The sequence below is a fragment of the Clostridium beijerinckii HUN142 genome (assembly GCF_000621745.1).
Taxonomy (GTDB): domain Bacteria; phylum Bacillota; class Clostridia; order Clostridiales; family Clostridiaceae; genus Clostridium; species Clostridium beijerinckii_A.
Genome location: NZ_JHXK01000008.1, coordinates 59961 through 85183, shown reverse-complemented (window position 1 = coordinate 85183; position 25223 = coordinate 59961). Strand labels below are relative to the sequence as shown.

The 25223-nt window shown below is 30.4% G+C and carries 20 protein-coding genes and 1 riboswitch; of the genes, 17 read left to right on the top strand and 3 right to left on the bottom strand.

Annotated features, from left to right (window positions below):
* Positions 1-255 precede the first annotated feature (255 nt).
* From T483_RS0102035 to surE, 13 genes are all read left to right on the top strand, one after another.
* The gene (locus T483_RS0102035) at positions 256-2070 is read left to right on the top strand and encodes a tetratricopeptide repeat protein (RefSeq protein ID WP_026885322.1); all 1815 of its coding nucleotides are present in this window, start codon (positions 256-258) and stop codon (positions 2068-2070) included.
* A gap of 69 nt (positions 2071-2139) precedes the next feature.
* Positions 2140-3117: a type I phosphomannose isomerase catalytic subunit gene (locus tag T483_RS0102030; protein WP_026885321.1), complete on the top strand. Its 978-nt coding sequence runs from the start codon at positions 2140-2142 to the stop codon at positions 3115-3117.
* Positions 3118-3617: 500 nt separating this feature from the next.
* Positions 3618-4478 carry an undecaprenyl-diphosphate phosphatase gene (locus tag T483_RS0102025; RefSeq protein ID WP_026885320.1) on the top strand — a complete coding sequence of 287 codons (861 nt, stop codon included), beginning with the start codon at positions 3618-3620 and terminating at the stop codon, positions 4476-4478.
* 591 nt (positions 4479-5069) lie between these two features.
* Positions 5070-6167, top strand: coding sequence for an ATP-dependent 6-phosphofructokinase (locus T483_RS0102020; RefSeq protein WP_026885319.1), 1098 nt, complete (start codon positions 5070-5072; stop codon positions 6165-6167).
* Positions 6168-6261: 94 nt separating this feature from the next.
* Entirely contained in the window at positions 6262-7038 is a 777-nt protein-coding gene (locus tag T483_RS0102015; protein WP_026885318.1) for a serine hydrolase, read from the top strand.
* 532 nt (positions 7039-7570) lie between these two features.
* Complete coding sequence (gene pyrB, locus T483_RS0102010; RefSeq protein ID WP_026885317.1) at positions 7571-8497, top strand: aspartate carbamoyltransferase; 927 nt, start codon at positions 7571-7573, stop codon at positions 8495-8497.
* Position 8498: 1 nt separating this feature from the next.
* Positions 8499-8930: an aspartate carbamoyltransferase regulatory subunit gene (locus T483_RS0102005; protein ID WP_026885316.1), complete on the top strand. Its 432-nt coding sequence runs from the start codon at positions 8499-8501 to the stop codon at positions 8928-8930.
* Between the two features lie 19 nt (positions 8931-8949).
* Positions 8950-10146 (top strand): dihydroorotase, encoded by a 1197-nt coding sequence (locus tag T483_RS0102000; RefSeq protein ID WP_026885315.1) that lies wholly within the window; start codon positions 8950-8952, stop codon positions 10144-10146.
* Positions 10147-10365: 219 nt separating this feature from the next.
* The gene (pyrF, locus tag T483_RS0101995) at positions 10366-11238 is read left to right on the top strand and encodes an orotidine-5'-phosphate decarboxylase (RefSeq protein WP_026885314.1); all 873 of its coding nucleotides are present in this window, start codon (positions 10366-10368) and stop codon (positions 11236-11238) included.
* Positions 11239-11273: 35 nt separating this feature from the next.
* Positions 11274-12017: a dihydroorotate dehydrogenase electron transfer subunit gene (locus T483_RS0101990; RefSeq protein ID WP_026885313.1), complete on the top strand. Its 744-nt coding sequence runs from the start codon at positions 11274-11276 to the stop codon at positions 12015-12017.
* Positions 12018-12038: 21 nt separating this feature from the next.
* Positions 12039-12935, top strand: coding sequence for a dihydroorotate dehydrogenase (locus T483_RS0101985; RefSeq protein ID WP_026885312.1), 897 nt, complete (start codon positions 12039-12041; stop codon positions 12933-12935).
* A gap of 99 nt (positions 12936-13034) precedes the next feature.
* Positions 13035-13709: an orotate phosphoribosyltransferase gene (pyrE, locus tag T483_RS0101980; RefSeq protein WP_026885311.1), complete on the top strand. Its 675-nt coding sequence runs from the start codon at positions 13035-13037 to the stop codon at positions 13707-13709.
* A gap of 261 nt (positions 13710-13970) precedes the next feature.
* Entirely contained in the window at positions 13971-14732 is a 762-nt protein-coding gene (surE, locus tag T483_RS0101975; RefSeq protein WP_026885310.1) for a 5'/3'-nucleotidase SurE, read from the top strand.
* Positions 14733-14769: 37 nt separating this feature from the next.
* Here surE and T483_RS0101970 read toward each other — a convergent pair whose 3' ends face one another.
* Positions 14770-16152 (bottom strand): DUF2334 domain-containing protein, encoded by a 1383-nt coding sequence (locus T483_RS0101970; RefSeq protein ID WP_026885309.1) that lies wholly within the window; start codon positions 16150-16152, stop codon positions 14770-14772.
* 542 nt (positions 16153-16694) lie between these two features.
* Here T483_RS0101970 and pflB (T483_RS0101965) point away from each other — a divergent pair.
* The 3 genes from pflB (T483_RS0101965) to pflB (T483_RS0101955) all read left to right on the top strand — a co-directional run bounded on the left by pflB (T483_RS0101965) (position 16695) and on the right by pflB (T483_RS0101955) (position 22514).
* Positions 16695-18926 (top strand): formate C-acetyltransferase, encoded by a 2232-nt coding sequence (gene pflB / locus T483_RS0101965; RefSeq protein ID WP_026885308.1) that lies wholly within the window; start codon positions 16695-16697, stop codon positions 18924-18926.
* Positions 18927-19274: 348 nt separating this feature from the next.
* Positions 19275-20000, top strand: a complete 726-nt coding sequence (gene pflA / locus T483_RS0101960) for a pyruvate formate-lyase-activating protein (RefSeq protein ID WP_026885307.1) — start codon at positions 19275-19277, stop codon at positions 19998-20000.
* Positions 20001-20115: 115 nt separating this feature from the next.
* A riboswitch (ZMP/ZTP riboswitch) is annotated at positions 20116-20213 on the top strand.
* Between the two features lie 69 nt (positions 20214-20282).
* Positions 20283-22514 (top strand): formate C-acetyltransferase, encoded by a 2232-nt coding sequence (gene pflB / locus T483_RS0101955; protein ID WP_026885306.1) that lies wholly within the window; start codon positions 20283-20285, stop codon positions 22512-22514.
* Positions 22515-22753: 239 nt separating this feature from the next.
* On the opposite strand, the gene T483_RS0101950 is transcribed toward pflB (T483_RS0101955), so the two are convergent.
* Both T483_RS0101950 and T483_RS0101945 read right to left on the bottom strand, forming a co-directional pair.
* Positions 22754-22915 carry a rubredoxin gene (locus T483_RS0101950; protein WP_026885305.1) on the bottom strand — a complete coding sequence of 54 codons (162 nt, stop codon included), beginning with the start codon at positions 22913-22915 and terminating at the stop codon, positions 22754-22756.
* A 160-nt stretch (positions 22916-23075) separates the two neighbouring features.
* Complete coding sequence (locus T483_RS0101945; RefSeq protein ID WP_026885304.1) at positions 23076-23705, bottom strand: 3'-5' exonuclease; 630 nt, start codon at positions 23703-23705, stop codon at positions 23076-23078.
* A gap of 535 nt (positions 23706-24240) precedes the next feature.
* On the opposite strand from T483_RS0101945, the gene T483_RS0101940 reads away from it, so the two are divergent.
* Positions 24241-25191 (top strand): L-lactate dehydrogenase, encoded by a 951-nt coding sequence (locus T483_RS0101940; RefSeq protein ID WP_026885303.1) that lies wholly within the window; start codon positions 24241-24243, stop codon positions 25189-25191.
* Positions 25192-25223: the final 32 nt, after the last annotated feature.

Below are 25223 nucleotides of genomic sequence, written 5' to 3'. Positions count from 1 at the left end.
ATTGAATATGTGGTAATATTTTGAAGGCGGAAGCTTCAGTTATATTTTCATGGTTTTTCGGAATTAAAATATTTATAAATCCGGTAGCTTATATGCCGTTTAGCTTATTTATTTAAAATGTAAAAGTTTTAATATATTTATGAATATATAGTTACAATTTAATGAATGTTAGTCAAAAAGTAGATTTTTATATCAAAGTTTGTTAAAATAGAGGACAAGTATGAATTGATTATAAAAGTAAGGTGTGATTTATTCGTGAAGAAATCAGTTATAGAATATATAAGCGATTTTAAAAAGAGCAAATATTTTACGTACATAAGTGATTTGAAAAAAAGTAAGTATTTTAAATACATAAGCGACTTGAAGAAAGACAGATATTTTACTCCACCTGTAATTATAGTAATTTGCTTAAGTGCAGTTATGATAACTAATGTAATCTCTAAATCTAGACTTGAGACATCAAAAGATAAGCTTACTATTGCAGCTAATAGTGCTGAAGAGAATTTTTACAATGATAAATATGATGCTGCAATTGAAGAATATAATAAGTATCAAGAAAAAGATGAATGGCCAATATGGAATTTAAAGATTGCAGAAATTTATTCTGTAAAAGGAAACTTTGCAGATTCAAATGAACTTCTTACCAAAGTTTATTTAGCTAGAAACAAGGTAATTGATAGTAAGAAGCAAAAAAATATAGATAATTTTGAGGCTAAAGATAGAGAACTTACCAATTATATAGTGTTTACATCTTTCATGAACGGAGATTATGACAAGGCTTTGCAATATGGTGAATTATTTTTGATGGACTATCCAACAGATAAGAATTTATTAAAAACAATGTTTACTATTTATATGGCAAATGACAAGAAAGATAAAATGAAAGAAATAGTTGATAATTATCCAAAGGATGATGAAAGTGCATCTGATCTGGCAGATTTGGCTAGAATGAATATGATGATGAATAATTTAGATCAAGGACTTTCGTTGTTAAAGGATGCTTGGCATAAAGATAAAAATGAAGTTAAGGTTTTTGATGTAATAACACAAATTGCAGAATATAATAAGAATGATATTTTAAATAAAATTTCAGCAATTGAGAAAAAGGATTCAAGTGAACTTGCATATAAGATGTGGCAAGCAGAGATTTATTCTAAGGATAAGGATTCGGCTAAAAAGGCTAATGATTTAATTAGTGAATTAGAAGATAAAGATGTTGGAAGTATAAATTTAGCACTTATTAAATCTAACACATATCAAAATTTAGGTGAATCAGAAAAAGCCAGAGATGTTTTAAATGAAATGATAAAGAACGATCAAAACTCATTTATAGGATATCACGCAATGGCATTGGAGGATTATAGTGATGAAAATTATGATGATGCGCTTAAGAACTGCGAGAAGAGTATATCCTTAAACAAAGATTATGCTGATAACTATGGATTTTTGATGCCTGAGATAATGGAGAAGCAAGATAAGAGTGAAAATGCAGAGCCATATTTTAGAACTGCTTTGTATAAGGAACCTTTTAATTATAATATATTAATTAAATTAGCAGAGTACTATGGAAATACAGTTAAGGATAGTTCTAGGGCATTATATTATTATACTCTGGCATCTAAAATGAATACTAACGACGCAGAAGTATATTATAATATGGCATTAATTAAAGTGGCGAATCAAAGACAAGATGAAGCTATAGATTTATTAAAAAAGAGCATAGCGATAAATGGAAAAGAGATCAAATATCATAGGGCTCTTGGAACTGTATACTTAAATAAAGAAAAAGGTGAGGATGCTCTTAAGGAAATAAAGTCTGCATATGCTATTGATAAAAATGATATATTAACTTTAAACAATGCTGGCTGTTATTATGTAGCTATAGAAGGAGATTTAAGCAGAGGTCTAGTTAATTTTAAAGCAGCGTATGATGGCATGAATGATAAAACAAGCGAAGAAGATAGAGATATAATAACTGAAAATTATAACAGGGTTAAAAATTTATCTGATGCATATAACAAAAGGAACGGGGCAACATTAAAAATACCAGATTTAAAATTATTTTATTAAGATAAATTATTTATATAATATAAACTTGTAAATAAATATAAGATAGTCATTTGATAGGGGGAGAGTAGTATGTATCCAATTAAGTTTGAAAACCTATATTACGAGAGAATATGGGGAGGAAAGCACCTAGAGAAATTTAGAGATAATGTGCCAGAAGGCGTAATAGGAGAAAGCTGGGATATAGCTTGTCATAAAAATGGAACTGGTAAAGTAGAAAATGGCAAATTAAAAGGAAAAACATTTGATGAAATAATAAATTTATATGGTGAGAAACTTTTAGGTACTGAAATAAGCACTAAAGAATTTCCACTTTTAATTAAATTAATAACAGCGGAAGATAAACTTTCAGTCCAAGTTCATCCTGATGATAAGTATGCAAATAGAGTTGAAAAAGATTCAGGAAAGACAGAAGCTTGGTATGTGGTTGATGCAGAAGAAAATGCTTCATTAATAGTAGGAACAAAAGATTGCGACAAGGAAAAATTTAAGAAAGCAATAGAAGAAGGGGAATTAGATAAGTATTTAAATAAAATTCCAGTTAAAAAAGGTGATTTTTTCTTTGTGCAAAGTGGATTAGTTCATGCTATATGTGAAGGGGTATTAATTGCTGAAATTCAACAAAATAGCGACACCACATATAGAGTTTACGACTATAATAGAGGACGTGAAATTCATGTAGAAAAGGCATTAGATGTAATAGATTTTTCTCTTAAGGGAGAAAATTCAAAAGGAATTCTAATTGAAAGAGATGGTTATTATAAATCATATCTTTGTTTAGATGAATACTTTACAATACAAAAATACAAAATTACCACATATGTAAAAGAAAAGAGCGATGAGGAAAGATTTTATCTATTCACATGTGTAGATGGAAATGGTCTAATTAAATATAATGGTGGAGAAGAAAAAATAGTTATGGGAGATAGTATATTCATTCCAGCAACTCTTGGAGATTACGAATTGGTTGGTGATTTTACAGTATTGAAGAGCTATGTACCAAATATAAAAAATGAAGAAAAAAATATAATGAGTGTAATAGAAAAATAATGATGATAAAGATTAAGGGGGAGCTATTAAGTTGCTCCTTAATTGTTTGAATAACCTTTAAGACAAGAATTTAATTAAAAAATAGTTACTATATATTGCAATAATAAATTTGTGTTTATAACTCTAGTAAGTTAAGAACAGAACGTAAAAACAAAATTTCAAGATATATTCTGAAAAAAATCTATAAAAAAACCTAATACTTATCCTTAGAAATATCTATATTTATATATAATAATTTTGCAAGCTATAAATTTAGCTAATTAGAATTATTATATAAATTTAATTTATAAGGAGTTTATAAGTATTGAAATTGGACAAGACGTTATTTATCTTAGAGATAGAAAATAAGGTAAACTGAGATTGGAAGTAAAGAGAAATATAGTAAGCTTATAAAAAATTAATAAATTTTTAATATGAAATAGAGTCTAATAGGTTTAAAATATATTAATGTGGTTAAAAAAGTAAATAAATAAACAAAATAGAAAGAGAGTGAAAATTAAGTGGGATTTGATATTTTATTTATAGTCAAAGCTATAATAATAGCAATAGTTGAAGGATTAACAGAATTTATTCCAGTGTCATCAACAGGACATATGATACTAGCATCAAGCATAATTGATTTTAAAGGTGACTTTGTTAAAATGTATGAAGTTGTAATTCAATTAGGCGCAATATTAGCTGTTGTAGTTTTATACTGGAAGAAGATAAAGGATAGTGTGATTGATTTTTTTAGATATATATTCACAAAAGGAAAAGAAGGTAAAACAGGTTTTGATTTTGGTATAAACGTAATAATAGGATGTATACCAATGTTGATTATAGGAGTGTTATTTTATAAAAAGATAAAAAGCCTATTTAATCCTGAAGCTGTGGTCATAGGCTTTATAGTTGGAGGTATTCTATTAATAGTAATTGAAAACATGTTTAGAAAAAGTAAAAAACATGCAATAAAGAGTTTAGATAGTATAACTCCGATGCAAGCTCTAAAAGTAGGAGTCTTTCAAGTACTTTCAGTATGGCCAGGAATGTCAAGAAGTGCATCCACTATAATGGGAGGATGGATTGCAGGTTTTTCAACACCAATAGCTGCGGAATTTTCCTTCTTTTTAGCTATTCCAGCTATGATAGGAGCGTCTGCAAAGGATCTTATGGAATTTGACTACTCAGGTATGAATTTGACTTTGTGGATTTCATTAATAGTAGGTTTTATCGTAGCATTTGTAGTGTCAGTCATTGTTATGGATAAGTTCGTTTCTTATTTAAAGAAAAGGCCAATGCGTGTATTTGCAGTGTACAGAATAGGCGCAGGTATAGTATTTGGAATACTTATGTTCTTTGGATTTTTAAATTTTACATTATAAAGAAAGAGTTGAATTAGCTATATGCTAATTCAACTTTTTTATTAATAAAAAAATCTTTAAAATTAACTGATAAAAATAAAATATGCGTGTTTAAATAATAGTTATTTAAATAGGTTAAGAGTTCGATTATGACCAAAATATAGAAATTCAATTGAAGCATATAATTAAAGATAAATGTAAATAAAGGGTATATTTAAGATTAATTATTGTAAGAAGTTAATTATAAGCTAAAATTTGATAGGATGCGGAATTTATTAATAAAAATAGAAATAAGACTTCTAAATATTGATTTATAAAATATAATACTTAATGTAAGTTTGGGTATAGTAAATAATGTAGGTAAAGTTCAAAAAAATTTTAAAATAATAAATTCGGATTAAGATTCCTAGGAATAATAATGAAAATTCGATAAAAACAACTAAATATTAAAATTAAAAATTTCAATTCTTATTTAAAGAATGAATATATTGTAAATTAATACTTTTCATAAATTAAAGTTTGTGATATCATTAAGTAAATAGTCAGAAAATAATGATAATTTAATCGGAACGATAATTTCCAATGAAGATTATGGTATAGGGGGATTAGAAGATGTCCAAAGATATTAAAAAGATAGCTCTATTAACTGGAGGAGGAGATTGCCCAGGCTTAAATGCAGTAATAAGTGCAGTAACGAAATCAGCAATTTTAAATTATGGATGTGAAGTTATTGGATATAAATTCGGTTACAGAGGATTATATAACAATGATTTTATTTCATTAGATTTAGCAACTGTATCAGGCCTTATATCAAGAGGAGGAACAATTCTTTATAGTTCAAATAAAGATAATTTGTTTGATTACTCAGTAGAAGAAAATGGTCAAATAGTAAAAAAAGATGTGTCAGATGTGGCAGTTGAGAATTTAAAAAAAGAGGGTGTAGACGTTTTAGTTGTAGTTGGTGGTGATGGAACATTAACATCAGCTAGAGATTTTTCGAGAAAGGGAGTAAATGTTATTGGTGTTCCAAAGACTATAGATAATGATCTAGGGTCAACAGATGTAACGTTTGGCTTTAATACAGCTATAGGTATAGCAACGGAAGCGTTGGATAGACTGCATACAACTGCAGAATCTCATCATAGAATTATGATTTTAGAAGTTATGGGAAGAAATGCAGGTTTTATAGCGTTAGAATCAGGAATAGCTGGTTCAGCGGATGTAATACTTTTACCTGAATTGCCATATGATATAAATAAAGTTGTAGAAAAGATTGAAGATAGAAAAAAACATGGAAAGTTATTTACTATAATTGTTGTAGCAGAGGGTGCAAAACCTAAGAATGGTGATGTTATAGTATCTAAGATAGTTGAGGATAGTCCAGATCCAATTAGGCTTGGTGGCATTGGAAACAAGATAGCTGCAGATTTGGAAAAGTTAGTTAAGGATAGAGAAGTTAGATGTACAGTTCTTGGTCATATTCAAAGAGGTGGAACCACATCAACATATGATAGAATATTATCAACAAGGTATGGTGTTGAAGCAGTAGAGCTTATTAATAAAGGTAAGTTCGGAAGCATGGTATGCTTAAAAGGTAATGAAATTACTTATGATAGTTTAGAAAATGTCATTGGTAATAACAAAAAAGTAGAGCCAGATGGAGAATTAGTAGCTGTAGCCAAGAGAATAGGTATATCATTTGCCGATTAGTTAACTTAGTATGGGTGCTAGATTATATTAATGATTTAGTACCCATAAGATACCTAATGACATTTAGTAGTATTTTTAGAAAGCGGTGGGTATTATGAAAGAAATAAAAAGATATTTAGAGTCCAGAATAGGAACATATTCATTTTTCTTTGAGGATTTAGAAAGTGGTTTTAGTTATGGATACAATGAAAATGTTCAGATGACAAGTGCAGGTTGTATGAAACTGCCAATAGCAGTATCTATAATAAAGCATGTTCAAGAAGGAAACAGCACATTTTTAGATAAAATAAAAATTGAAGAAGAAGATAAAGTTTATGGAACAGGAATACTCCATGAATTTGATAATAGAGAGTATACTATATTTGAATTATTAGTTGCAATGCTTATACAAAGTGATAATACTGCAGCAAACAAACTTATAGATATAGTTGGTATTGATAAGATAAATGATGATATAGAAGCACAAGGATTAAAAAATACCAGATTAAATAGAAAAACTTCAGATGAAAGAGCCGTAAGTAATGGAATTGAAAATATAACAAGTGCATTAGATTTATCAAAAATATGGAAACACTTATATAATTCAAACTTTTTAGATGAGAAAAATAGCAAAATGCTTATGGATATATTACAAAGACAACAAATGAAAAACAAATTAGCTCTTTATATACCTGATGATTTAAAATATGAAATATCAAGTAAGACAGGAGATAAGGCTAGTGTTGAAAACGATACAGCTTTGATCCACTCACCAAAAGGATCATTTACATTTACTGTTCTCTCAATGGGAATTCCTAATAGTGTTTATGGAACAGTTACTCTTGCTAAATGTGGAAAAATGATGTGGGATAACATAATAAACAACTTTTAGAAACATAATTAATAACTCCTAGAAAACTAGGAGTTATTTTTATAACAGAATTAAAATTTGAACTAATTTAGTTGAATTTTTTATAAAATAATTTTTATTGACACAACCTCAAAGAAATGTTATTCTTACACAAAGAATAACCTTTAATTTGATTCAGAGAAATCAATAAGGAAGTTATATAATACCAATCATCTAGGATTATTATGCCTTCCTTTATTTTAAGGAAGGTTTTTTTATTCTCTAGGAAATTATATTGTTGGATAATCTGTGGATAACTTATAAGAAAGGCTGATTTAGAAGGTTGGCTTTTAAAAGAGAATAAAAAAGAAAATATATTCGCCTGCATAAAATGTTCTTATATGCAGCATAGCTGCCAATTCTGATGTGCAGATTTTTCTCACATGCGTTCGAAAAGGCAGATGCGTAAAAAAATCTCCGGCTCCACAGTCGCCTACGATTTTGTCCTTATATAGTATTATATAATTTTTCCCTTTAAATTAACACAGAGAGGTTAAGAAGGAGTGATAATAAAATGATAAAAGATATTAAACATCTAATAGAACCTATGGATTTTACAGTAGAGGAATTAGATGAAATATTCAATTTAGCACATCAAATAATAGCACATCCAAAGGAATTTTCTCATATTTGTGATGGGAAAATTTTAGCTACATTATTTTATGAACCAAGTACAAGAACAAGATTGAGCTTTGAAGCTGCAATGATGAGACTTGGTGGTAAAATTCTCGGGTTTTCAGAACCAAATTCAACATCAATTTCTAAAGGAGAAACTTTAGCTGACACAATTAAAATGGTGTCAATATATTCAGATATAATAACAATGAGACATCCAAAAGAAGGTGCAGCAAAAGTTGCAAGTATCTATTCTAATGTTCCAATAATTAATGCTGGAGATGGTGGGCATCAACATCCAACTCAAACTTTAGCGGATTTACTTACGATTACAAGTTTAAAAAGCGGTTTAAATAACCACAGGATCGGAATTTGTGGTGACTTAAAATTTGGAAGGACAGTACACTCGCTTATAAAAGCAATGTCTAGATACAATAATAATAAATTTGTGTTAATATCACCAAAAGAATTAGCAATACCACAATATATAAGAGAAGAAATATTAGAGAAGAATAATATTGAATATATAGAAGTAGAAAAATTAGAAGATGTAATTGATAAGTTAGATATTCTATACATGACAAGAGTTCAAAAAGAAAGATTCTTTAATGAAGAAGAGTATTTAAGACTAAGAGATAGTTATATATTAGACAGAGCGAAAATGGATCTAGCTAAAGACGATATGATAGTAATGCACCCACTGCCAAGGGTAAATGAAATTGCTTATGAAGTAGATGAAGATAAAAGAGCTTCATACTTTAAGCAAGCCGAATACGGAATGTATGTAAGAATGGCGTTAATGATTAAGCTTTTGGGGGGGATGTAAGATGCTTGAAATAACAAGTATTAAGAATGGAATAGTAATTGACCATATCCAAGCTGGAGTTGGAGTTAAGATATTTAAGTACTTAGAATTAGACACTAACGATTGTAGTGTTGCTCTGATAATTAATGCAGATAGTAAGAAGCTTGGAAAGAAAGACATAATTAAGATAGAAAACTGTTTTGAACTTGATTATACGGTCTTAGGGCTGCTTTCACCTACAATAACAATTTGTGAAGTAAAGGATGAAATAATAATAAATAAAGTTACGCCAACGTTGCCTGATAAAGTAGAAAATATAATAAAGTGCAAAAATCCAAGCTGTATAACTAGTCAGGAAGAGTATGTACCTCATTCTTTTGTTTTAGTAGATAAAGGGAATGGAAGATATAGATGTGAATATTGCGATGAGATAACAAAGCTTTCAGAAATTTAAGAGAATTAGGAGGTGTTGTATGGAACTGTTGATTAAAAATGCGAGGATAGTAGATGTAACTCAAGATTTTATAGGGGACATTTATATCAAGGATGGAATAATTGAAGAAATAGGGCAAAAGATCTTTAAGAAGGATGTAGAAACTATTGAGTGTGAAGGAAAGATTTTGATGCCATCATTTATAGATACACATGCACATTTTAGAGACCCAGGTCTTACATGGAAAGAAGATATTCAAACGGGATCTAGAGCAGCACTAAAAGGTGGTTATACAGGAGTCTGCCTTATGGCAAATACAAATCCAATATGTTCATCAAAAAAGATTCTAGAGTATGTAAGAAATAAATCTAAAGAAATTAATTTAATAGATATTCACCAATGTTTATCAGTAACAAAGAACTTTGATGGAGTAACATTAAGTCATTTAGAAGAACTTTCAGGTGACAAGGAAATTAAAGCAATTTCAGATGATGGAGTTGGGGTATCAAACTCTAATACAATGCTTGAAGCAATGGAAATAGCTAAGAAGAATAACTGGGTTATAATGTCGCATGCTGAAAGTTCTGAATTCTCAAAAGTAGATATGAGAATAGCTGAGAATATGATGACAATAAGAGATGTAGAATTAGCTAAGTTAAGCAAAGCTAGATTGCATATGTGTCATGTCAGCACAAAAGAAGCGATAAAATGTATAATTGATGGAAAAATGAGCGGTGCAAATATAACATTAGAAGTTACTCCTCATCATATTGCGCTAACAAGAGATATAAATGATTATAGAGTAAATCCTCCAATTAGAGAAAAAGAGGACGTAGATGCGATAATAAATGCGATAAAATTAGGTATGGTCGATACAATAGGAACTGATCATGCACCACATACAGCAGAAGAAAAGATGAAAGGTTCTCCTGGAATGATTGGAATCGAAACTGCATTTTCAATTTGCTATACAAAATTAGTTAGAGAGAATAATATATCTTTAAATAAATTAAGTGAGCTAATGTCTTATAATCCTGCAAAGCTATTAGGAATGAATAAAGGAAAAATCAGCATTGGAGTAGAAGGCGATTTAGTACTGGTTGATGTTAATAAATGCTTAACAGTGAATCCAGAGGAATTTGCATCAAAGGGAAGAAATACACCATTTACAGGTATGGAATTCTATGGCGAAGTTCTCATGACAATAAAAGGTGGAGAAGTTAAGTATACACATTAGAAAAAACTCAGAGCGCAATAAAGAACCTTTATGTGAAGCCATAATTATAAATTAGAAAAATAATAAACATATAAAATAAAGAATTTTTAAGCGAGACTCAAATATTATCATAAGAAGAAAATGGAGAACGTAATTAAGAAAATTATAAGATATGAGTTCATAAGGAAATTCATACTGAATTCTGACTGTGCACTGAATAGGGTTGAAGGGAGATTTGAAATGACAAGTTACATAATTGATAAGTTATACAATAGGGTTGAAAAAAGAGGAGTGGTTTGTGTAGGTTTAGATACTGCATTAAGCTATGTTCCAGATTATATAAAAGAAGGTAGAACTGAGAGTGAAGCTATATTTGAATTCAATAAGCAAATAATAGATGCGACGTGGGATGTATCTGCATGTTTTAAGGTGCAAATTGCTTACTATGAAGCTTTAGGACTTGAAGGATTAATTGCATACAAAAAGACTTTAGAATATTTGAGAGAAAAAGATGAAATTATAATAGCTGATATCAAAAGAGGCGATATAGCAGCAACAGCAACTATGTATGCAAAGGCTCATTTTGAAGGAGACTTTGAAGCAGATTTTATAACACTAAGTCCTTATATGGGAATGGATAGTATCGAGCCATATATACCTTATCTAGAAAAAAGCGGCAAAGGTGTATTTAGCTTAGTCAGAACTTCAAATCCAGGTGCAGAAGATATCGAGTATTTAGATACTACTGAAAGTAAAAAAGTTTACGAAGTTGTAGCAGATAAGATAACTGAAATGGGGAAAAACTATACAGGAAAGTGCGGATATACTGCAATTGGCGGTGTTATTGGATGCACTCATGTTGAAGAAGGAAAGAAAATAAGATCAAACTATAGCAATATGTTTTTCTTAATACCAGGATATGGTGCGCAAGGTGGGAAAGCTGAGGATGTTGCACTATACTTAAACAATGGAAATGGTGGAGTTGTAAACTCATCAAGAGGAATACTACTTGCTTATAAAAAAGAAAATAGGGAAAAAGAGTTTGCACTATGCGCTAGAGAAGAAGCTATTAAGATGCGAGATGCGATAAGGGAAGCAGTGAAGAACGTATAAATATTACATTAAAGATAACTTAAGGAGGCATAGTTATGGCTATAACTTACAGAAATGCAAAAGTGATTTCAAATGAAGAAATCTCAAAAGATATATATAAATTAGTAGTTGAAGATGATGCAGAAATAAAGGCAGGCCAGTTTTATATGTTAAAACTAAATGGTACTACATTTTTGCCAAGACCAATAAGTATATGCGAAAAATCTGAAAATACACTAACATTTTTATATGCAGTTGTAGGAAACGGAACTAAGGAATTTACAAAACTTAAAGAAGATGATCAAATAAGCTTAACAGGGCCTCTTGGAAATGGGTTTGATTTAGAAAAAGAGTATAACAAGGTAGCATTAGTTTCGGGTGGAATAGGAACAGCGCCAATGCTGGAACTCGCAAAAAAACTAAGAAAGAGAAATCCAGATCAAAAAATAGACATATATGTAGGGTTTAGAGATGATGTTTACTTAATAGATGAGTTAAAAGAATATGTAAATGAAGTTTGCATATCTACAAACACAGGAAAGCATGGACATAAAGGATTTGTTACAGATATTTTAAAACCGGAAGATTATGATACAGTTTTATGCTGTGGACCAGAAATCATGATGAAAAAGGTTATAGAAATGTGTAAAGAAAAGAATGTGGCTGTATATGTATCTATGGAAAAACATATGGCATGCGGAGTAGGTGCATGTTTAGTATGTACTTGTAAAACAAAAGATGGTCATAAGAGAACTTGCAAAGATGGTCCGATATTTGATGGATACCATGTTGAATTATAACAACCAAAGGAGGAAAATAATATGATGAAAGTAACTATTAATAATTTAGAATTTAAAAATCCTGTAATAGCTGCATCAGGAACCTTTGGTTTTGGTGAAGAGTTTAATAATTTTTATGATGTTGGGATTCTTGGAGGAATATCTTCTAAGGGACTTACAATAAACCCTAAACAAGGTAATGAAGGAATAAGAGTATATGAGACTCCATCGGGAATGATGAATTCAGTTGGGCTACAAAATCCAGGAATAGATTCATTCATAGAAAATGAGCTTCCTAAAATGAGAAAGTACGGAACTAATATTATAGCCAATATTGGTGGAGGCTGCTTAGAAGATTATGAAGCTGCTATAAGTAAAATTGATAATAGTGATGTTGACATGATCGAACTTAATATTTCTTGCCCCAATGTAAAACATGGTGGTATGGCCTTTGGAATAAAATCAAAAGTAGCATATGATGTGGTTAAAGAAATTAAAGCTATGACTAAGAAGCCATTAATGGTTAAGTTATCTCCTAATGCAGAAGACATAGTAGATATGGCTTTAAAGTGCCAGGAAGCAGGAGCGGATTCTATTTCGTTAATAAATACATTAAAGGGAATGGCAATAGATGTATATAAGAGAAAGCCGGTATTTAATAATGTTACTGCAGGTCTTTCGGGACCAGCTGTGAAGCCTATAGCTCTTAGAATGGTTTATGAAGTAGCTAAAGCAGTAGATATTCCAGTGATAGGACTTGGCGGGATATCAAGTGGTAAAGATGCTATAGAATTTATGATGGCAGGAGCTAGCGCGGTGCAAATAGGAACAATTAATTTTGTGAATCCTATGGCAGGTAAAGAAATAATTGAGGAAATGGAAAGTTTCTTAAAAGAACAAGGAATTAAGGATATTAATGAGATTGTAGGAATAATATGAATTAATTATAGATCTTAATGTCAAACAGTGAAAAATTAATAACTGATAATTGAGTTTTAATAAATAATCAGTATAAAATACATATTGGAGGAATTTTAAATGAAGGCATATAAAAAAGAGTTTATTGATTTCATGATAGAATGTGGAGTACTAACATTCGGAGATTTTGTTACTAAGAGTGGAAGAAAGACTCCGTTCTTCGTTAATACAGGTAACTATCAAACAGGAAACCAGTTAAAAAGACTTGGAGAATTTTATGCAGAAGCAATAAAAGAAAACTTTGCAGACGATTATGATGTATTATTTGGACCAGCATATAAAGGGATTCCGCTAAGTGTTACAACATCTATTGCGTTGTCTAGCTCGTTTGATATTGATGTAAGATATTGCTCAAACAGAAAAGAAGTAAAGGATCATGGAGATACAGGAATTCTTTTAGGAAGTAAATTAAATGATGGAGATAAAGTACTAATAGTTGAAGATGTTACAACAGCAGGAACTTCAATTTATGAAACTATGCCTATCTTAAAAAGCCAAGCAGATGTCAATGTTAAAGGTCTTATAATATCTGTAGACAGAATGGAAAGAGGTCAGGGAGAGCAATCGGCCTTAGCCGAAATTAGAGAAAAATTCGGATTTAAAACTTGTGCTATAGTCACAATGGCGGAAGTTATAGAATACTTGTACAACAAAGAAATTAACGGAACTATACTTATAACAGACGAAGTTAAAAGTAGAATTGACGAATATTACAAACAATATGGTGCAAAATAAGGGTATTAAGAAGAACTCAACGTGAAACAATGAACAACCGAAAGAGAATACATATATGTTTCTCTTTCTTTGTTTTGTTAGTGCTTTAGTTCTTTTAGTAATACTCAATATAGAGAAAGAGAACTGGAGCAAACACATATATTCCATTTCGGTTGTTTATCAGGAAATTTAAATGTTCATAAGACTGCAAGTGTTTTTATATTTCGGTCATTCATTGCGTTACATTAAGTTATGAGCAAAATACAGTTATAAGGAGGAAATATGAATATTTTAATCACTAATGACGATGGAATAAATGCACCAGGAATAATTGCTTTAGCTAAGGAAATTTCCAAAGAGCATAAGGTTATAATTGTTGCACCAAAGGATCAAAAAAGTGCTTCTAGTCATTCAATATCTATTCATAGTCCAATTAAAATCAAAGAAGAGTTTATTGAAGGAGTAGATTGCAAAGCTTATAGTGTGGCAGGAACGCCGGCTGATTGCACCCAAGTTGGATTATCTTTTTTGAAAGAAAATATAGATATTGTAATATCAGGCATAAATAAAGGACCGAACGTTGGAACGGATATTTTATACTCAGGTACGGTTTCGGCAGCAATAGAAGGTGCTATATACGGAATTCCATCAATTGCGGTTTCAATGGATGTTGACTATGAGAAAGATGATGAGGATTATTCGAAGGCTGTAAAATGGGCAATAGAAGTTTTAAATATAGCAAAGGAAAAATACTTAAAAAGTGATGTGGTATTAAATCTTAACATTCCGAATTTAGATGAAAGAGATATAAAGGGAATTAAAGTTTGTAAGATTGGAAAATCCACATATAAAACGGAATACATACTTTTAGAAAATAATGAGGACGGAGATTTATATACAACAAAGGGAAGAAGAAATGATATAGAAAAAGGTGAAACGGACTTATATTATTTATCAAAGGGGTATGTTACAATGACACCGCTTCATTTTGATTTTACTAATTTTGGAATATTAAGTGATGTTACAAAAATATTTGAAAAATAAAAAGGCTTGTCATATGATGTATGGCAAGCCTTTTTCACTACTTGTTTATAAGATTATCAATATGAACAGTAGTATAATCATTATCTTTAAGTGCTTTTACTATTTGCTGCAAAGGTGAACGTGTATCGTAATTCACATTAAGTTTGTTTCCATTTAGGGTAAAGTTTATATAATCTATTTCTATAGATGGATGATAGTAAAAGCTATTAAGTGTATCAGGATCTCCTTCATTAATCTTATCTACCATACGAGTTGTATCTGCCGATGGATCAGCTATACGACCTAATGGAGTCGGAACAAATAAGTGAGAATCATCTGGCTTATAGATGTTCTGTTTTGTATAATCATATGGTTCGTATATGAATTGAAAATATTCACTAATTATTTTCTTTTGTTGCTCGGTATCTCTGTAATGAGGACTCTCGTAATACGAGATAGGAATGTTCAGAGCACTTGCAGTATCTATGCCTTTTTCGATTACTGCTCTAGTCTCGGCTTCTGTACTATTTACGTCTTTAGACATTTCTTCACCAGTTCCGCTTGAGTCATTACCAGATTGATGAGTATATCCGTGTAAACCTATTTCTCCACCTTTATTAAGAGCATAATCTAATACATCTACAAATCCTACATTTACAATGTTATCATTCATCAACAAATTATTATCAAAATTTGCTGAAGGAACTACAAATCTAGGTATCCATGAAATATGAAATTTCAGCCCTTGGGAAAATAGCAAATTAGCCATTATCTTTATTTTTGTTTGATTTTTATCTACTACATTTGTATAACCGCAACCAAAATCTTCAAAACGTATTAAACCAATTTTGTCGCTATATAGTATAGCTGAATCTTCTGGTTCCTTTACATCGTTAGGTATTAGGTTTATTTTTTTGTTCTGAAAGTCAAATACGGCAAATAAATCAAAAATTTCTTCTATATCTGAAATTGAAATATAATAGCTACCATTATTGTTAAGTAAATTACCACGAAGAGTACCTTTTCTAGAATTCTTTTCATAAGTGGATTCATTTAAGAAAATTTTATTACTATCATTATATATTGATATGGAATTATTAGAAGTATCTAAAGTATAATTGAGTTTACTGCAAATAAAAGTTAGAGGTATATAATACCTTTGGGCTTTTAGCAGTATTGGAACATTAGTTAGATTTCCTGTATTCAAAATATTTAGGGTTACATCATTGACTTTTGTTACAGGCTTGTCTGAAAACTTGATTTTTGGCGTATATGTACTTTTAAATTTTTCCTCTGGTAGCATATTTGAGTATAATGTTTTGTTAATGATAGTTAGATTCTTTCTAAAGAAATTAAAATAAGAAAGAACTTGATATAATATAAAGACAGATAGAGCTAGTGCTAAAAAAGAAAATAAAGATAATTTAGCATTCCTTTGCATATGTTTTCTCCCCTTTGAATTATGTATAAACAATTTTGTAAGAAAATTATAACATTATTTTGTGTCAATTATTTTGTACGAATGTTAAATTTGTGTTATAAATTCTAAAAAAAGTTGACAAAGAAAATTTCTTGGTATAATTTTATATTTTTATAAGCTAAACTATAAAATACACAAATATATTTGGTAAAGTTAAGCGAAATTTAAAATTCACAAGTATAGATAATATCCTTAATAAAAACGTTTTCTAATAATACTAATATGTTAATATAAATTAATTTATACACCAAAAGAAGAAATATTGCAAACAGAAGAAATGATAAAGATATAAAAAGTAGACTATAGTAATTTATATACTTGCGTACGTATGTATATTAGCTCTATTTTTTGATAATAACGGTTTTGTCAATAGAGGTGAAATTAATTGCTAATTGATAAGAGATATCATTGACATATACTTCATTAAAGTATACAATAATGGTATGAATTAATTGATTAAAAATTAACAAAGCTTTAATCAAAAGTATAAAGGAGGAAAACTAATGTTTAAACAATGGGAAGGCTTTAAAAACGGAACATGGCAAGAGAGTATTGATGTAAGAAACTTTATACAAAAGAATTATAAGTTATATGAAGGAGATTCGAGTTTCCTAGAAGGTAAAACTGAAAAAACAAGCAAAGTATGGGCGAAAGCTTATGAATTAATTGTAGAAGAAGTTAAAAAAGGAATTATAGATGTAGCAACTGATAGAGTATCAGGAATAGACAACTATGACCCTGGATATATAGATAAAGACAACGAAGTTATAGTAGGACTTCAAACAGACTCACCACTTAAGAGAATAGTAAATCCATTTGGTGGAATGAGAATGGTTCAAAGTTCTTTAAAAGAATATGGATATGAGTTAGATAAAAATATCGAGGAGTATTTTCCTAAATACAGAAAAACTCACAATGAAGGAGTTTTTGATGGTTATACAAAGGAAATAAGGCTTGCCCGAAGTGCTGGATTATTAACAGGTCTTCCAGATGCTTATGGTAGGGGAAGAATAATTGGTGACTATAGAAGAGTTGCTCTTTATGGTATAGATTACTTAATAGAAGAAAAGAAAAGGGATCTTGATAATCTAAATGGTGATATGCTTGATGAGTTAGTGAGAAAAAGAGAAGAAGTTTCAATGCAGATCAGAGCTTTAGGTGAAATTAAATCAATGGCAGCTAAATATGGAATTGATATATCTAAGCCGGCATCAAATGCAAAAGAAGCAGCACAACATTTATACTTTGGATACTTAGCAGGAATTAAGGAAAACAATGGAGCTGCAACATCATTTGGAAGAACTTCAACCTTCTTAGATATATACATTGAAAGAGACTTAGAGGCAGGAGTAATTACAGAAAAAGAAGCCCAAGAAATTGTTGACCAACTAATTATAAAGTTAAGATTAGTTAGACACTTAAGAACCCCAGAATATAATGAATTATTCGGCGGGGACCCAACTTGGGTGACAGAGTCAATTGGTGGTGTAGGTATTAATGGCAAGCCGCTTGTAACTAAGAATTCATTTAGATATCTTCATACTTTAATAAACTTAGGAACATCAGCAGAGCCAAACTTAACAGTTTTATGGTCAGATAAATTACCTGAAAGCTTTAAGAAATATTGTGCGGAAATCTCAATAAAAACAGACTCTATTCAATATGAAAATGATGAAGTTATGAGACCAGTTTATGGTGATGATTATGCAATAGCTTGCTGCGTATCAGCTATGAAAGTTGGTAAACAAATGCAATTCTTTGGAGCTAGAGCAAATATTGCTAAATCACTTTTATACGCTATAAATGGTGGAGTAGATGAATTAAAAGGCATTAAAGTAGTACCAGGAATTCCAAAACTTACAGATGAAGAAATTCTTGATTTTAATAAAGTTAAAGCAAACTACAATAAAGTTTTAGAATATGTTGCTAAGGTTTACGTAGATACAATGAATATAATTCACTTTATGCATGATAAATATGCTTATGAAGCAGGACAAATGGCACTTCATGATACAGCAGTGGAAAGATTAATGGCATTTGGTATTGCAGGACTTTCAGTAGCAATAGATTCATTATCGGCTGTAAAATATGCAAAAGTTAAACCAATTAGAAATGAAGATGGTATAACAGTAGATTTTGAAGTTGAGGGTGATTTCCCTAAATACGGAAATGATGATGATAGAGCAGATGATTTAGGTGTAGAATTAGTTACTAAATTCTCAAATGAGCTTAAGAAGCATCCATTATACAGAGATGCTAAGCATACATTATCAGCACTTACAATTACATCAAATGTAATGTACGGTAAAAAGACAGGAACAACTCCGGATGGAAGAAAGAAAGGTGAACCATTAGCGCCAGGAGCAAATCCAATGCACGGAAGAGATATAAATGGAGCATTAGCATCACTTAACTCAGTAGCTAAAATACCATACAATGAAATTTGCCAAGATGGTGTATCTAACACATTCTCAATAGTTCCAGATGCACTTGGAAAAGATGAGAACCAAAAGATTAGCAACCTAGTTGCAATATTAGATGGATATTTTACTCAAGGAGCTCATCACTTAAATGTTAATGTTCTTAACAGACAAACATTGATTGATGCAATGGAAAATCCAGATAAATATCCAACACTTACAATTAGAGTTTCAGGATATGCAGTTAACTTCAGTAGATTATCAAAAGAACAACAATTAGAAGTTATAAGCAGAACATTCCATGAGAGTATCTAATGAGAATTACAGTAATGTATATTAGTTAGAACTTACTATAAATAAATGAATTTTTGGAAGAAGGGGAAGGGTAACTTTCCCTTCTTTTGCCTTATGATGAAGAAATAGTAGAGGTAGATGATTTAAGTAAGTATATGCATGTGTAATATACAATTCCTTTAAATATTAATAAACTTATTTAGGGGAATAATAAATTAATATTATGTATTCTAAAGAGTGTAATTCAACAAGGTTTTCCTTAAAATTTCAGATGATGTCCAAAAATAATTTTATAAAGAATAAATTATATTATTTAGAACTTAGATATATTAATTTGAAGTATAATAAAAAGTATAGGGGGTGTAACAAATGGTAAAAGGTAACGTTCATTCAATAGAAAGTATGGGTCTTGTAGACGGACCAGGAATAAGAGTTGTAGTGTTTTTGCAAGGTTGTGCATTAAGATGTAAGTATTGTCATAATCCTGATACTTGGGCTACTAGTGGTGGAGAAGAATATACGCCAGAGCAGTTAGTTAAGAAGATTGAAAGATTTAAAACTTACTTTGCAAGTAGTGGTGGAGGAGTAACATTTTCAGGAGGAGAGCCTTTGAGGCAGCCAGAATTTCTACTAGAAACGCTTAAGTTATGTAAAAATAAAGGTATTAATACTTGTATTGATACAGCAGGTTATGGATTTGGTGATTATGATGAAATATTAAAATATACAGATTTAGTTTTATTTGATATAAAACATTTCACGCCGGAAGGATACAAAAATGTAACTCTAATGAATATAGATGAATCCTTGAAATTTTTAGAAGCGATGAAGAGAAATAATACAAAGATGTGGATAAGGCATGTTGTAGTTCCAGGATTAACAGATGATATAGAACATTTAAAGGAACTTAAAAAATATATTGATGATATACCTAATGTTGAAAAAGTAGAATTACTTCCATATCATTTATTAGGTGCAAATAAGTATGATGTGCTAGGACTTAAATATCCCCTTGAAAATGTAAAGGCTATGGATAAGGAGTTAATAAAGAAATATCAGAAAGAGATATTTGGAGATTATTCTCGTGATAAATAATATAACTTTATAAGGGTGATATTTTAAATTTATTACTAAAATTAACTTCATAATAGTAAGTGTAAAATTATTCTTATTGACAAACTAAATGCTTTAGTATTATTCTTATATTAGATATTGGTCATATGACTGACGGAAGTGGAGTTACCACATGAAGTATGACTAGGCGTATTATATTATATGCCAAAAGAGCCGACCGTCTGGGCAAAAAAGCCTGGATTGTGTCGGCTTTTTTTATGTGAAAAAATCACGTAAGCAAATTTAATTTAAGGGGGAAAAATTATGTTTAAACAATGGGAAGGCTTTAAAAACGGAACGTGGAAAGAGGGTATTGATGTAAGAAACTTTATACAAAAGAATTATAAGCTATATGAAGGAGATTCAAGTTTCCTAGAAGATAAAACAGAAAAAACAAGTAAAGTATGGGCAAAAGCTTATGACTTAATAGTAGAAGAAGTTAAAAAAGGAATCATTGATGTTGCGACAGATAGAGTGTCAGGAATTGATAACTATGATCCAGGATATATAGATAGAGATAACGAAGTTATAGTTGGACTTCAAACAGATGCACCTCTTAAAAGAATTGTAAATCCATTTGGTGGAATGAGAATGGTTCAAAGCTCACTAAAAGAATATGGGTATGAATTAGATAAAAATATCGAAGAATATTTCCCTAAATACAGAAAAACTCACAATGAAGGTGTTTTTGATGGATATACAAGAGAAATAAGAGCTGCAAGAAGTGCAGGGCTTTTAACAGGTCTTCCAGATGCGTATGGTAGAGGAAGAATAATAGGTGATTACAGAAGAGTTGCTCTTTATGGTATAGATTACTTAATAGAAGAAAAGAAAAAGGATCTTGATAATCTAAATGGCGATATGCTTGATGAGTTAATAAGAAAAAGAGAAGAAGTTTCTACTCAAATTAGAGCATTAGGTGAAGTAAAATCAATGGCAGCTAAATATGGAATTGATATATCTAAGCCAGCATCAAATGCGAAAGAAGCAGCGCAGCATTTATACTTTGGATACCTAGCAGGAATTAAGGAAAACAATGGAGCTGCAACATCATTTGGAAGAACTTCAACATTCTTAGACGTTTATATTGAAAGAGATTTAGAAGCAGGATTAATCACAGAAAAAGAAGCTCAAGAAATAGTAGATCAATTAATTATAAAACTAAGATTAGTTAGACACTTAAGAACTCCAGAGTATAATGAATTATTCGGTGGGGACCCAACTTGGGTGACAGAGTCAATTGGTGGTGTAGGTATTAATGGCAAGCCGCTTGTAACAAAGAATTCATTTAGGTATCTTCATACTTTAATAAACCTAGGAACATCAGCAGAGCCAAACTTAACAGTTTTATGGTCAGATAAATTACCTGAAAGCTTTAAGAAATATTGTGCGGAAATCTCAATAAAAACAGACTCTATTCAATATGAAAATGATGAAGTTATGAGACCAGTTTATGGTGATGATTATGCAATAGCTTGCTGCGTATCGGCTATGAAAGTTGGTAAGCAAATGCAATTCTTTGGTGCTAGAGCAAATATTGCCAAATCACTTTTATACGCTATAAATGGTGGAGTAGATGAGTTAAAAGGCATTAAAGTAGTGCCAGGAATTTCAAAACTTACAGATGAAGAGATTCTTGATTTTAATAAAGTTAAGGCGAATTATGATAAGGTAATGGAATATGTTGCTAAGGTTTATGTAGATACAATGAATATAATTCACTTTATGCATGATAAATATGCGTATGAGGCAAGTCAAATGGCACTTCATGATACAGCAGTGGAAAGATTAATGGCATTTGGTATTGCAGGACTTTCAGTGGCAATAGATTCATTATCAGCTATTAAATATGCAAAAGTTAGACCAATTAGAAATGAAGAAGGCATAGCTATAGATTTTGAAGTTGAGGGAGATTTCCCTAAGTACGGAAATGATGACGATAGAGCAGATGACTTAGGTGTAGCGTTAGTTACTAAATTCTCAACTGAACTTAAGAAGCATCCATTGTATAGAAATGCTAAGCATACATTATCAGCACTTACAATTACATCAAATGTAATGTACGGTAAGAAAACTGGGACAACACCAGATGGTAGAAAGAAGGGGGAACCTTTAGCGCCAGGAGCAAATCCAATGCACGGAAGAGATATAAATGGAGCATTAGCATCACTTAACTCAGTCGCTAAAATACCATACAATGAAATCTGCCAAGATGGTGTGTCAAATACATTCTCGATAGTTCCAGATGCACTTGGAAAAGATGAGAACCAAAAGATTAGCAACCTAGTTGCAATTTTAGATGGATATTTCACTCAAGGAGCTCATCACTTAAATGTTAATGTTCTTAACAGGCAAACATTAATAGATGCGATGGAAAATCCAGATAAGTATCCAACATTAACAATTAGAGTTTCAGGATATGCAGTTAACTTCAGTAGACTATCAAAAGAACAACAATTAGAAGTTATAAGCAGAACATTCCATGAAAGTGTTTAGTAAAATAAAATTGCTTGCTTTATAATGCCTGATAGTTTTAGATGAATTTTAATGAACTAAGCTCATAAAAAAGTACAAATGTTTTAAAGTTAAAAAATTAATTCCAAATATAAAAAGACTATAGGACATAATATATAAGTCCATATAGTCTTTTTGGTTTCATATGAAAAGATTGATTTAAATTATCTTTAAGTATATTAATTTTTACGAGATGAGTTATATATAATTTTTATAATACGTTATTCTAGTAAAGAAAAATTATCTTTGTTAAAAGCGCAAATAGGACACACCCAATAATCAGGCAAATCATTGAAATCTACATGTGGAGCAATTCCTCCATCTGGATCTCCGAGTTCTGGATCATAAATATATCCGCATACTTCACAAACATATTTTTTCATCTTATCACCTCATTTATAGTTTAAACAAGACAAGAATAAATTTTAAAATTGTTCAAATCTAAAATTTTAGATACCATAAAAAATATTTAGAGTAAAATCCACAAGTTATAGTATATTATATGATGTTTCTATTGAGGTGTTAATAACTAAAAATTATATTTTATTTTGAACCGTTAGAGTTCTTAGCTAGAACATTTGAAAAATATCCTTTGGGAAAGTATCCTTTCTTTAATCCCTCGATGACAGTTAAATATGTTGCAGCTGTATCAAATCTAGCATCGTGATAGTTTCCGCTACCTTCAAATAATTTTTCGGATGTCTCAACAATTTGGTCGTTTGATATTTTCAACCAATCTATTACTTCAGATAATTTTGGATTTTTGATTTCTCCATTGGCTTTTGGAATCTTACATATATCTCTATAGTAAGCCATAGTGCAGAAAACATTTTTTGGGTGAAAATCTTCTCCTAAAGAAAACAATTCATGTTTTAAAAATCTAACATCAAAATTAACATTATGGCCGATTAAGAAATCAGAAGTTATAAAATCATCAAGAAATTCAGCTACTAAATCCTCAAAATATTGTCCATCAGACAATTCATAAAGCTTTTCTAAAGAAAAACCGTGAATTTCTTGGGCAGAGGGATCCATCTCATCAACTGTAAAGAAGAAGTTTTTACCAGTGGTTACTTGAGGTTTTACACTAGCATCAACAGTTATGTAACTCAACTGACATATGCTGCCGGGTTTTATACTAGTAGTTTCTGTATCAAAAAATAATAATTTCATTAAAGTGTACCTCCATATTCTGCGTAAAGTGAAACTTTTTAGGTGGAGTTTATACTCCATTTGAATTTAGTTGAACTTATAACCACAAGGGTCACAATGTACCCACAAGGGGGACTTCGTTCAGGAGCGTGCAGCAGTTATCTTCCACTTGAAGAAAAGCAAATATTCCAAAAAGTGATGCTCCAAATCTTGTATTTGGTTAGCAGAACTTTCTCTGTGAGCTTTCAATTTGGTATAGTCGCTTTCGCACAGTGCAAGTGAGTTTTATGGCCGCTGGCTATCGGATAAAACATTTAAAAATAATTACGTCTATGTGCTTACTAATAAATTTATTATTAAGTTGCTAAATTTAATTATATAGTATTTACGAAAAAATTCAAATAAGGTATAATCGGATAATAATGATTATTAATTAATAAAATTTTTGTATGATAACTTTCATAATATTTAAAATGAGAAATTGTTAAAAGCAAATAATAAGATTGTTATCTGGAAATAATAGAATTAATATTGTATTAATTAGGAGGAATATATAATGGTAGAAAGAAAACGTAAAATATCTGTGATTGGTGCAGGTTTTGTAGGTGCAACAACAGCATATGCATTAATGAATAGTGGAGTAGCTACAGAAATATGTCTATTTGATATAAATATGGATAAAGCAATGGGGGAAGTTATGGATCTAGTACATGGTACTTCGTTTGTAAAACCTGTTAGCATTTATGCGGGAAGTATTGAAGAAACTAGAGATTCTGATGTGGTTATAATCACAGCTGGTGCTGCTCAAAAGGAAGGAGAAACTCGATTAGATCTTATTGAGAAAAATTATAATATATTTAAGAGTTTTGTTCCACAATTAGCAGCAGCAAGCCCAAATGCTATTTTATTAGTAGTATCAAATCCTTGTGATGTGCTTGCATATATAACTTATAAGTTATCTGGATTCCCTAAGGAAAGAGTAATAGCATCAGGAACTGTATTAGATACTTCAAGATTAAAATATGTAATTGGTAAATACTTTAATGTAAATAATAATAATATTCATGCATATGTTTTAGGAGAACATGGTGATAGTGAAGTTGTTAGTTGGAGTACTGCAAGCATAGCTGGAGAAACTTTTGAAGAATATGCTAAAAAGTTCAATTTAGAGTGGGATGATGATGTAAAATCAGTAATAGAAAGCGATGTTAAAAATGCTGCCTATGAAATAATAAGTAGAAAAAATGCAACTTACTTTGCTGTATCACTAGCAGTAAACACAATAGTAGAAGCTATATTGAGAGACGAAAATACTATTTTAACTGTATCATGCTTGATGCAAGGAGAGTATGGAATAGAAGATGTTTACTTAGCAGTTCCAACAATTTTAAACAGTAAGGGTGTTGTGAGAATTGTAAACCCTGTTCTAAATGATGATGAATTGGAAAAATTAAAAGAATCAGCAAGTGTTCTAAAAGGGCATATTGAAAAAGTTGTGAATAAATAATTAAAATTAACCAAAGTTATTGTACACTAAGC